The sequence below is a fragment of the candidate division WOR-3 bacterium genome (assembly GCA_039803925.1).
In the GTDB taxonomy this organism is placed as follows: domain Bacteria; phylum Hydrothermota; class Hydrothermia; order Hydrothermales; family JAJRUZ01; genus JBCNVI01.
Genome location: JBDRZL010000015.1, coordinates 40,417 through 51,384 on the forward strand (window position 1 = coordinate 40,417; position 10,968 = coordinate 51,384).

At 27.6% G+C, this 10,968-nt stretch carries 13 protein-coding genes; 7 read left to right on the top strand and 6 right to left on the bottom strand.

Annotation, left to right across the window (positions count from 1 at the left end; translation table 11 throughout):
* The first annotated feature begins 9 nt into the window (after positions 1–9).
* Genes ABIN17_06935 through ABIN17_06945 form a run of 3 tightly spaced genes read left to right on the top strand, consistent with a single transcriptional unit; the run spans position 10 to position 2,244 of the window.
* Positions 10–717, top strand: a complete 708-nt coding sequence (locus ABIN17_06935; GenBank protein ID MEO0284783.1) for a M28 family peptidase — start codon at positions 10–12, stop codon at positions 715–717.
* Positions 718–754: 37 nt separating this feature from the next.
* Positions 755–1,627: a hypothetical protein gene (locus tag ABIN17_06940; GenBank protein MEO0284784.1), complete on the top strand. Its 873-nt coding sequence runs from the start codon at positions 755–757 to the stop codon at positions 1,625–1,627.
* Positions 1,597–2,244: an ABC transporter ATP-binding protein gene (locus tag ABIN17_06945; protein ID MEO0284785.1), complete on the top strand. Its 648-nt coding sequence runs from the start codon at positions 1,597–1,599 to the stop codon at positions 2,242–2,244. The genes ABIN17_06940 and ABIN17_06945 overlap by 31 nt, the downstream gene beginning before the upstream one ends.
* Here ABIN17_06945 and rtcA read toward each other — a convergent pair.
* On the bottom strand, positions 2,231–3,244 hold the full coding sequence (gene rtcA / locus ABIN17_06950) for an RNA 3'-terminal phosphate cyclase (protein ID MEO0284786.1): 1,014 nt from the start codon (positions 3,242–3,244) through the stop codon (positions 2,231–2,233). The genes ABIN17_06945 and rtcA overlap by 14 nt on opposite strands.
* Before the next feature lie 8 nt (positions 3,245–3,252).
* Entirely contained in the window at positions 3,253–3,708 is a 456-nt protein-coding gene (locus ABIN17_06955; GenBank protein MEO0284787.1) for a hypothetical protein, read from the bottom strand.
* Between the two features lie 120 nt (positions 3,709–3,828).
* On the opposite strand from ABIN17_06955, the gene amrS reads away from it, so the two are divergent.
* Genes amrS through ABIN17_06975 form a run of 4 tightly spaced genes read left to right on the top strand, consistent with a single transcriptional unit; the run spans position 3,829 to position 7,458 of the window.
* Positions 3,829–4,860, top strand: a complete 1,032-nt coding sequence (gene amrS / locus ABIN17_06960; protein MEO0284788.1) for an AmmeMemoRadiSam system radical SAM enzyme — start codon at positions 3,829–3,831, stop codon at positions 4,858–4,860.
* Positions 4,851–5,819 carry an ATP-binding cassette domain-containing protein gene (locus ABIN17_06965; protein MEO0284789.1) on the top strand — a complete coding sequence of 323 codons (969 nt, stop codon included), beginning with the start codon at positions 4,851–4,853 and terminating at the stop codon, positions 5,817–5,819. The genes amrS and ABIN17_06965 overlap by 10 nt, the downstream gene beginning before the upstream one ends.
* Positions 5,816–6,640, top strand: a complete 825-nt coding sequence (locus ABIN17_06970; GenBank protein MEO0284790.1) for an ABC transporter permease — start codon at positions 5,816–5,818, stop codon at positions 6,638–6,640. Before ABIN17_06965 ends, ABIN17_06970 begins: the two co-directional genes overlap by 4 nt.
* Positions 6,631–7,458 carry a hypothetical protein gene (locus ABIN17_06975; protein MEO0284791.1) on the top strand — a complete coding sequence of 276 codons (828 nt, stop codon included), beginning with the start codon at positions 6,631–6,633 and terminating at the stop codon, positions 7,456–7,458. Before ABIN17_06970 ends, ABIN17_06975 begins: the two co-directional genes overlap by 10 nt.
* Positions 7,459–7,669: 211 nt before the next feature.
* Here the strand turns inward: ABIN17_06975 and ABIN17_06980 are convergent, their stop codons facing one another.
* The 4 genes from ABIN17_06980 to rpmB are packed head-to-tail and all read right to left on the bottom strand — an operon-like array spanning position 7,670 to position 10,654.
* Entirely contained in the window at positions 7,670–9,106 is a 1,437-nt protein-coding gene (locus ABIN17_06980) for an NOL1/NOP2/sun family putative RNA methylase (protein ID MEO0284792.1), read from the bottom strand.
* Positions 9,087–9,818 (bottom strand): DUF1732 domain-containing protein, encoded by a 732-nt coding sequence (locus tag ABIN17_06985; protein MEO0284793.1) that lies wholly within the window; start codon positions 9,816–9,818, stop codon positions 9,087–9,089. Before ABIN17_06985 ends, ABIN17_06980 begins: the two co-directional genes overlap by 20 nt.
* The gene (locus ABIN17_06990; GenBank protein ID MEO0284794.1) at positions 9,815–10,468 is read right to left on the bottom strand and encodes a heme exporter protein CcmB; all 654 of its coding nucleotides are present in this window, start codon (positions 10,466–10,468) and stop codon (positions 9,815–9,817) included. Before ABIN17_06990 ends, ABIN17_06985 begins: the two co-directional genes overlap by 4 nt.
* A gap of 3 nt (positions 10,469–10,471) precedes the next feature.
* Positions 10,472–10,654, bottom strand: coding sequence for a 50S ribosomal protein L28 (rpmB, locus tag ABIN17_06995; protein MEO0284795.1), 183 nt, complete (start codon positions 10,652–10,654; stop codon positions 10,472–10,474).
* Positions 10,655–10,968 lie beyond the last annotated feature (314 nt).

Here is a 10,968-nt window from a genome sequence, read left to right on the forward strand (position 1 = left end):
TTTTTTTATATGAATTTTTTAATGTCAATTGGACCAAGAGTTCCTGGAACTTATGCACATGAAAGTTTGAGAAAATTTCTCTTAAAGGAATTTGAAAGAATGGGATTTAAATCTGAGATTGACTCTTTCTATGAAGATGGGTATAAATTTTTTAATTTAATATTTAAAAAAGGAAAAGGAAATTTCATACTTCTTGGAACCCACTATGATACAAAGCCTGGTATAGAAGGAGCAAATGATTCAGGTTCAGGTGTTCTTTTACTTTTATATTTGGCAAATTTACTTAAAAAAACTCATAAAAATTTTCTATTTGTCTTCTTTGACGGGGAAGATTTCGGTTATAACGCACCTCTTTACGGTTCAAAACATTTTGCAAAAACAAAAAATTATAAAATTGAATGGGGAGTCATTTTTGATATGATCGGTGACAAAAACCTTGAAATTTTTATGGAGGGTTTTTCATATGAATCAGCACCGGATTTAACCTTAAAAATTTTTAATTTTGCAGAAAAAAAGAAAAAAGATTTTATGTTCAAAAATATAAAACACTACATAATTGATGACCATTTACCCCTTCTAAGGGAAGGGGAAAAGGTTATTCTTTTAATTGATTTTGACTACCCTTACTGGCACACAGAAGAAGATACATGGGATAAGATAAGTATAGAAAATATAAAAAAATTAGGGGAATTCTTTTTTGAATATTTAAATGAATAAATTTGAAATTATGAATTCAAAAATAGTATAAATAAACATGGAAATAACATTATTATTTTTTTCAATAATTTTAAAAGGGGAACTTCTTTTAAAAGACTCTATTCCCTTAAAGGATTATAAAGTTACATTTTATGAACTTGACTCTACTCTCTCACTTATTGATTCTTCTTTCACAAAAACTGACCATGAGGGTAAATTTTTATTCAAAAATGATAAAAAGGGAATATATATTGTGAAAGTTAACTATCAAAATGTAAGATACAGAACTGATCCAATACTTAAGGATGATGACAAAATAAGGTTAAGTGTCTATGACACTGTTTCCAATTATGAGCAGATGGTTTTGCAGAGAGCACATATTGCTTTTATACCGTCACCTGGATTAATTCAGGTAATTGAAGTTTACAATTTTTTTAATGCTCATAACAAAACAGTTAAAAGAGAATTTAGAATACCTCTTCCTCATAATGCTACACATATTTTTTCTCCACAGGGTGTTCTTCCTTTTGAATTTAAACTCATTGAAAATTCCTTCATATATAAGGAAGGGTTTAAACCGGGGTTAAAAACAATTTCTTTGCTTTATCACCTTACCTTTGACAAGATTAAATTTGAAAGAAAAATTCCCTTTATAACAAATGAATTTCTTGTTATGCTACCAAAGGAACTTGAATTAAAAACAAAGATAAATTTTGAAAAAGAAAATTTACAAACACCACAGGGGAACTTTTCTGTTTATTCCTTTAAAAATTTAAAAGCTAACGAAATTTTATCTTTTGAAATTAAAGTCAAGAAAGATGAAGGGTTAAAGAATTTTATTCCACCTTTTCTTTTATTAATTTTGTTTTTAATATTTTTGCTTTTTATTTTTAGAAGAAAATGGAAGAAAAAGGAAGTTATCTCAGAGTAATTGATTTAAAAAAAATTTTTAGAAAAACTTATGTTTTAAAAAATGTAAATTTTGAAATAAAAGAAAAAGGTCTTTATCTTTTCATAGGTGACAACGGTGCGGGTAAAACAACTCTCTTTAAAATTCTTTCCTTTTTACTTTTCCCCTCAGGCGGAGAAATATTTTACATGGGAGAAAAAATAAGAGATAATCAAGAAAAAATTTTAAAAAATATAGGTTTTTCAACTCATAATCCCTTTCTTTATCCTGACTTAACTTGTCTTGAGAATCTCGAATTTGCCTCAAAATTTTATAATATAAAAAAAGATGTAATTTTTGAAATTTCTGAAATTTTTGAAACAGGTGAGTATCTCCGCAAAAAAGTAAAGGAACTTTCAAGAGGTCAGCTTCAGAGGATTTCCTTAATAAAATCAATAATCCACGACCCTCTATTTTTATATCTTGATGAACCTTTTAATGCACTTGATAAAAAGGGAGTAAAAATTCTTGAAGATTATATCATTAAAAATCTTGATAGAAAAATAATCTGTATATCAAGTCACACCTATTCTGATATCTTTGAAAAAAAAAGAAAAGCCTATTATTTAAAAAAAGGTGAAATTATCAGAGAGGAATAAATTTAAAAAAACCTTCTTTTCTTTCTACTTCAAAATTTAAAAAATGTTTACATGTCCAGATTGCTGTTTCAAAGTGTCTTGTTGGTTCTGGAACAAAAATTTGTCCTCCATACAAACAAAGAAAAGGAACTAACTGGTCAGAAAGATTTGGATCAGGAGAATCACCCCTTTTTAAAAGAAGTAAAAATCTATCAGCAATTTCTTCACCCAGTTTTTCAGAAGTTACTCCTTTTTTACATAATATATCAAGAGCAAGTTCTCTATTACCATCAAAAATTCCCTTGATAAAAAAAGCACATCCAGGTGAAAGGGATTGCTCATAAGATATTTCAATTTCCTTAATAACATTTATTTCTTTAATTTTCTTTAAAAAGGATTCTTTCATTCTTTCAAGAACTCTTCTTTCTTTCAAAATTATTGAACCTGATAATTTACCCAGTATTTTTTTTAGTTCTCCTTTTCCGAAATTTAAATTTATTTTATCAAGTTTTCCATGAAATTTAAGTTTAACAAAACCTCCACCCTGTGGGTAATATCCCCTTCTTATAATAAAAATTTCCTTTTCAAAAAGAATCTTTTCAAATAAAGGTAAGAAATGAAACCTGAAATAATCAAAGGTAGGTGCACCTTCTACATCAGTTCCCCCCTGTATTTCAAGATATAAAGGTTTTTCAGATATAAGGGAAACAGGGAAAATTGTCTGTAAAAAAAGGGGAATTGAACCAGCGGTTTTAAAATCCATTTTAACCTTTCCACCTTTAATTTTTCCAGGAAAAAATTTAACTTCAAGGGAATTTAAAGTATCACCTTCTACCTTTATATCAGATATCTCCTTTAAACATTTTATAATATGTAAATGTTGGTTTTTTAGGCCTGGATTTGATCTTCCCCTTCTAATGTTATAAATATAAAAGGGTTTATTTGTTAATAGTGAAAGAAAAAGAGAAATCCTTAAAATCTGACCTCCACCTTCAAGGTAAGAACCATCAATTTGAATCATATACTAATTTACTTCCTCAAACTTTCAGTGAATTCTAATCCTTTCTCAGTTAAAACATAAAGTGGTTTTCCGTTCCTCTTTTTAGGTAAAGAATAAATAAAATTTTTTTCTCTAAATTTCTGTAAAAAGGTTGAGGGATTTTTTGTTATTTTCCATTTCATTATTTTATAGATTGATTTTATATCAGAAAGTGTAAAAGATTTTCTTCCAAAATTCTCATAATGGAATCTCGCAGCAAGTAACATTTTTTCAGTATTACTTTTTATTTTAAAATTTTTAAAATAATCCTTTGTTTTTTCTAAATCACCCTCTTCATATTTCTCTTTTTCAATATACTTCTTTTCAGGAAACTTTTTAAAAAAAGTTTTTAAAAATTCCTTAAATTTTCTTTCAACAAAATCCCTGTCACCCTGAATTTCTAATTCTAAATCTCCTTCCTTAATTCTTATAAGATATGTTGGCATTATTTTCTCCCTTATGGATTTATGGAATAGAACCTTTAAAAAGCAGTATATTATAATAACTTATGAAGATTTTTTTTTCAATCAAGGTTCAAATCCTCTTATTAAAAAGAAGGGTAAAAAATGATTAGAATAGATGAACTTACAAGAGAAGGAGAGCTGTATGAGGTTTTAGATAACAAAAAAGTAAGATGTTTTGCCTGTGCCCATAAATGTGTTATATTTGAAGGTAAAAGGGGAATCTGCCAGGTTAGATTTAATGTAGAAGGAAAACTTTATGTTCCTTTTAATTATGTTTCAGGACTTCAAAATGATCCTATTGAAAAAAAACCTTTTTTTCATTTTTTACCAGGTTCTTATGCCTTAACCTTTGGGATGCTTGGTTGCGATTTTCATTGTCCATATTGCCAAAACTGGATAACATCACAAGCTTTTAAAGATGAAAGAGCTATCCTTTATTATGAGGAAATAACACCGGAAGAGATAGTAAAAATAGCACTTTTAAAGGGTTCAAAAAGTGTAATTTCTTCCTATAATGAACCACTTATAACAACAGAATGGGCAAGGGAAATTTTTAAATTAGCAAAAGAAAAAGGTCTTAAAACAGGTTATGTTTCTAATGGTTATGTAACTGATGAGGTTTTGGATTATCTTACCGGTTTAATTGATGCCTATAAAATTGACCTAAAAAGTTTTAAAGAGGAAAATTATAGGATTTTAGGTGGAAAACTTAAATATGTTCTTGAAGGGATTGAAAAAGTTTTTAAAAGGGGATTATGGCTTGAAATTGTTACACTCATTGTTCCAGATTACAATGATTCTGAAGAGGAATTAAGAGAGATTGCAAAGTTTATTAAAAGTTTATCACCTTTTATTCCATGGCATGTTACTGCCTTTCATCCTGATTATAAAATGCAAGATCGTAATAGAACCTCTGTTAGAAAAATAATGAGAGCAAGGGAAATTGGACTTGAGGAAGGTCTTAAATTTGTATATGGAGGAAATGTTTGGGGTTTTCCTGAAATTGAAAGCACCTATTGTCCTTCTTGTGGAGAAATTCTCATTAAAAGGGAAACATTTTTTGTTTTAGAAAATAAAATTAAAAATGGAAAATGCCAAAAGTGTAAAACTGAAATAAAAGGAATATGGAATTAAATTTACCAATAAAAACCCTTGATTTAAAAAGATATTACGGGAAAGTCTGTGCTCTTGATGGTATTTCAATAGAGGTTAAAGAGGGAGAAATTTTCGGGCTTTTAGGTCCTAATGGAGCAGGTAAAACAACCTTTATAAGAATTCTAACAACTTTACTTTTACCTTCTTCAGGAAAGGCTTATGTTTTGGGTTATGATGTGGAAAAAGATTTTAGAGAAATAAGAAAAAGAATAAATATGGTATCAGGAGGTGAAGAGATAGGTTATGGAATTTTAACCCTTGAAGAGACCCTTTTTTTATTTTCCCAATTCTATGGAATTTCAATTAAAGAAACAAGAAGAAGAATAAAAGAACTTTCTCAATTACTTAACTTAGAACCCCATCTAAAAAAAAGAGTATCAAGACTTTCAACAGGATTAAGGCAAAGGATGAATATAGCAAGGGGATTTATAAATAATCCTCAAGTAATATTTCTTGATGAGCCAACAATGGGACTTGATGTTGAGTCAAGTATTGAGGTTAGACGATTCATTAAAAAATGGGTAAGAGAAAACAGTGGAAAAACAATACTTCTAACAACCCATAATATGTTTGAAGCAGATGAGTTATGTGATAGAATAGCAATAATAAATAAGGGAAAAATCCTTGCCTGTGATACACCTCAAGGGTTAAAGGAAATGGTAAAAAAGGAAGATATATATGAGTTTGAAATAAGAGCAAGAGAATATGAGCTTAAAAAAACCTCTGAATTATCAATACTGGAAAAAAAGAAATTGGAAGGTGAAAGAATATATATTAAAATAAGAACTCAAAAAAATTTACCTTTTGAAAGAATTATAAATGAGATAAAGAGGAATAAAGAGGAAATACTTTCTTTTAAAAAAATTGAACCAACTCTTGAAGAGGTATTTGTTAAACTTGTTGGTAAAACTTTTGAAGAGATTGAAAAAGAAAAATGAAAAAATTTAAGGAATCTCTTTCAATAAATATAAGAGCAATATTAGCAAGAGCCTATGTTAGAATAGTTGCAACCCACAGGGAAGGTTCTTGGATTTTTTTATATGGTTTAACAGGTCTTATTTCAATAGCCTCCTACATTTTTTTATACAGGAATCTTGGAGCAAAAAAGGTATTTGAAGGATTTGTTATAATAGGTGGTTTTGTTTTAGCTTTCTGGATAAATGTTTTATGGAGTATAGCCTCACAGCTATACTGGGAAAAACTTTCAGGTAATTTAAGATACTTTATAATAGCACCTTGTTCAAAAATGTCAATTTTAATTGGAATGTCAATAGGTGGAATTTATATGATTTTATTCAGATCTATATTTATTCTTTTTACTGCTTTTATAATTTTTAAAACACCATTAACACTTTTTAATCCTTTTCTTGCAATTTTAACATTTTTTATTACTCTTTTTGGACTCTATGGGCTTGGTATGTCTTTTTCTTCTTTATATCTTATATGGGGAAGAGAGGCTTGGCACTTATCTAATCTATTTCAAGAGCCTGTTTATGCAATTTCTGGTTTATATTATCCGATAAAAGTTTTACCAATTTTTATTATTTTTGTAGCTTCTCTTATCCCCCTTACCCTTGGTCTTGATGCTATTAGGCAGGCTTTTTTCGGAAAAGAAGCAGAAGGAATTTTAAACATTTATATTGAAATTTTAATACTTACAATTTTATCAGTGATTTTTCTTTTACTTTCTTACTATACTTTAATAAAGATGGAAAACATAGCAAGAAAATGGGGAACACTTATTGAAAGATGGCAATAGTAAGATTTCTTTACTCCTCTTTCCTATTAGCTTTCAAGGTTGAATCAAACTGGACTCGACCTTTCTGGTTTTTCTTTTATCATGCAATAAAACCCTTTTCTACAGTTATTCTGGTTTTATTCATGTATAAGGCTATACTTGGTTTTGATTTTGAAAATCCTTATTTCCCCTTTTTATATACTGGAACGGTTTTCTGGGCTTTTATTCAGAATTCAATATTTGGAATTTCATGGAGTATTCTCAGTGATAGGGAATTTTATCAGACTTTAAAATATATGGTAACTTTACCTTTTTCCTATTCATTAAATTTATTTGGTAGATTCTTAGCCTATCTTGTTCTTTCAATATTTTCAGTAACAGTTCTTTTAATAGCAGGAAAGATAATATTCAAGGTAAATTATTTAATTGAACCTTTATTTTTCATATATTTTTTTTCTGCAATACCTTTATTTTTTTCATCAGGTTTACTTTTTTCATCTCTTTTACTTATTTATCCCAGATATGCTTTTTTTATTCAGGAACTCTTTTCAGGAGTATTGTTTTTAATTTCAGGAGTTATTTATCCTATTAAAATTCTTCCTTATCCCTTAAATCTAATTGCAGCATATTCACCTATTACAATATGGCTTGATGGTTTGAGGAAAAGTCTTGGATTAAAGCTTTTTTCCCAGGAGATTTTTAATCCTGAAAATATTTCCTTTATTTTTATATTTTTCTTATTTTCTTTTTTCTTTTCCATTATCTCAATTTACCTTTTTAATCTTTCAGAAAATATGGCAAGGAAAAAGGGACTCCTTGAAGAAACAACAGGTGGTTGAAGTTTTAATAGTGAAATAATAAATGAAATAAATGAAAAAAAGAAGAAGATATTTAGATGATTTCCTTTCCCTTATACCGATTTATGAGGATAAAAAAAGAAACTGCCTTAAAAAATTTACTTTTAGAAAATAGAAAATTTATTAAAAACAAGGTATTTTTCTTGTATTTTCATTAGAAATAAAAGGTCATATTCAAGTGGGTGTAAAATTATTAAACTACTATTTCTTCAAACCTTCTACTCTTTGGAATCTGGCTTTTTATTTTGTTTTCCCTTTTAACACCAATTCCAAGGCATATTCCATCATAAACAAGAATTTTAAAACCATTTTCCTCTTTATCTGAAATTTCAATATCAAGACCCTTTAAAATTTTTATCGCATCTTCAGAATTTTTTATTTCATAAATATTTTTCTTAATAAATGGAAAAACAAGTTGAACAAAATTTGTTGTCAATTTATATTCATTATTATGCAATCTTGCTATACGGATTCCCTCTCTGAAAGAATGGGGAATCTCAAATTTTTCAAAATCTCCTGATAAAAGCCATATATCATTTTTTAATTTAAAAATTTTATCATCAAAATAAGATTCATCTATTCCAAAATATTCCTTAAGAAATTTTAAAAACCTTCTAATTTCAGAATTATCCCTTTTTAAAAGTTTTCTATATTCTTTTTTTACAACATAATTTTTTTCTTTTTTTAGTTTATCTATTTTTTTCATTTTAACAATAAAAAACCCCTCCATTTTTGATTTATGAGGCCATATCCTGATAGCTTTTTCAATTTCTTTTGAAAACTTTTTATCCCTGTATTCAGTTATACCTCTTTCCTCATTTATGTTAATTTCGTCAATTTTCATCACTTCTAATGGATAAGTTTTTAAAATTTCATCAATAAGTTCTTCGTTTTCTTCAACTGTTAATGTGCAAGTTGAATAAACAATTTCACCCCCTACTTTTAAAGCCTTTATTGCTGAAACAAGAAGTTTTTTTTGAATATTTTTATAAAAATTAACTTCCTTTTCATTCCACCAGGAAAGAACTTCCTTTGCTTTATGGAGAGTTCCCATACTTGAACAAGGAGCATCAACAAGAATTTTATCAAAACTTTCAAAATAAAATTTTCCAAATTGGGCTCCATCCATCATAGTTATGGCAGAATTAATAAGACCAATTCTATCAATGTTATGGGTTAAAGCTTTTATTCTTGGTAAATGAATATCATTACAAACAAGAACACCTTTATTTTCCATAATTTCACCAATCTGAGTTGCTTTTGAACCAGGAGCAGAAGCAATATCAAGTATAAATTGACCTTTTTCAGGTTTTAGAATCTTTACAGGTAAAAGGGAAGATTTTTCCTGTATGTAAAAAAAACCTGCGTAGTGTTCAAGAGTTTTACCTATTTCATATGGTTCATAAATAACTTCAAAGGAATTTTCATAAAGAGGGTTTTCTTTTAATATAAAACCTTTCTTTATTAGTCTTTCCTTCAAAAAATTTCTATCAGTTTTTAAAATATTAACCCTTAAGGTTTTAGGGAATTCATCCTTAACAGATTCAAAAAATTCTTTTGTTTCCTTAGAACCAATAAGTTTAACAAGGTAAGAATAAAAGGAGGTATTTTCAAACAAGATTTCTTGCAAGTTCCCTTATGTTAAGAGCACTTTCCTTTATTTTTATTGCAGAGTTTATTACCTTTAAATCTTCAGTCTTCTGTGAAATTGTATTTGCTTCTTTTAAAATTTCCTGTCCATAAAAATCCAGTTTTTTACCCCATGGTCCATCTTTATTTTTTAAAATTCTCATAATACTTTTTATATGAGAGCCTATTCTAACAATTTCCTCATTTATTTTCTCACTATTCATCTTTTCTAAATTAAACACAATTTTTTTTATTTCCCTTTCAATTGCTTTCTTTATTTCTTCTCCCTCTTTTAATCTTTTTTCTTCAAGTTCTATTAGGGCTTTTTTTAAAAGTTTTTTTAAAAGTATCCATATTCTTTTTTCAGGATAAATAAATTTAACAAGACCAGGAATTTTGAATGGGTCAATTGTAAATAGTAAATTCTTTTTACTTTTAAGTTTTATATCTTTAATTAAATTTTCATTAATTTTGAATCTCAATCCCGTTTCAGGAAAATTAATTTTAACTACGAATTTTCCATCTTTTAAATGTTTTTCAAGAAAATTTCTTACCTTTGCTTCTATTCCAGGTATCTCTGGCTGTAAAATAACTTTAAATTCAGAACCTAATGAATTTAAAGATATAATTTCAAGTTTACAGAAAATATTACCTTCTCTTCCTGATTTCGTGCTTACACCTGTCATACTTTTTATCCCCTTTTTAATTTTCATTCCATTAAAACATATTCAAAAAGCAAATCAGATATAAAGAAATAAAGAACATCAAAGAAAAAAAGAAAAAAAGCATAGTTTAAATTAAAAATTTTCTCTTCAAGCAAAAGAGTTAAACTTTTTGTAACTGAGATAAAGGGAGGAACAAATAGGGGTAATAAAATTATAGGCAGTAAAAATTCCCTTGCCTTAGATGAAAAGGTGAGAAAGGATAAAAGTGTTCCAAGAATTGAAAACCCAAAGGAAAATAAAATTAAAATTATAAAAAAAGGAAAAAAGAGCGGAAAATCAATATTAAGGAAAATTGAGAAAATTACCATTAAAATAAAACCTGAAATTAACTGAAATAAAAACATGGAAAGGATTTTTGAAATGAAAATATAATTTCTCGGAATAGGAAATGTTAAAAGAGAGTATATTCCACCTGTTTCAAATTCCATTGAACTTATTCTTTCAAATCCAATCATTCCTGCAAAAATAAAGGATAAAAAATAGAAAAAGGAAAAAAGCTTCAAATCTTCAATTCTTTCAATTCCAAAACTTATAAGAAAAAGTAATAAAAAGGAAAAAAGGAGATAGGGTATAATTATTTCTTTTGTTCTAAATTCAAGTAAGATATCTTTTTTAATTAAGTGGATTATATACTTCAAAAATCAGACTACCTCAAGTTTTCTTAAACACTTTGTGCATACTCTAACTTTTTTAATTTTTCCCTCTATTTTTGCCCTTCTTGTATGTAAATTAACCTTAAATTTTCTTGGTGTAACCCTGTGGGAATGGGAAATTTGTCTTCCAATAATTGTTTTTTTTCCACAGATTTCACATTGCATTGCCATTTTTCTTCCTCCTTTAGTTTTTAATTATAATAAAAATAAATAAAATTTTCAATATCCTGTAGAATACAATGAAAATATTGAATTTTTCTTGCTAAATAAAATTATAAGGGTACCTACGACAAAATGTTTTTAATTTTTCTTTTTACATAAATATACCGCAATCTTTTTAACTTCAAAAGCATTTCTGTTGCTTTGCTGTCTATTTTTCAAAAAATTTGACTGCGAATTTTTTCGCACCCTACCATAAAATTATAGAATATGGGAATAAATGTTAAAGATTTTCAAAAAATGGTAGGCGCAGGTTTTAGCCTGCG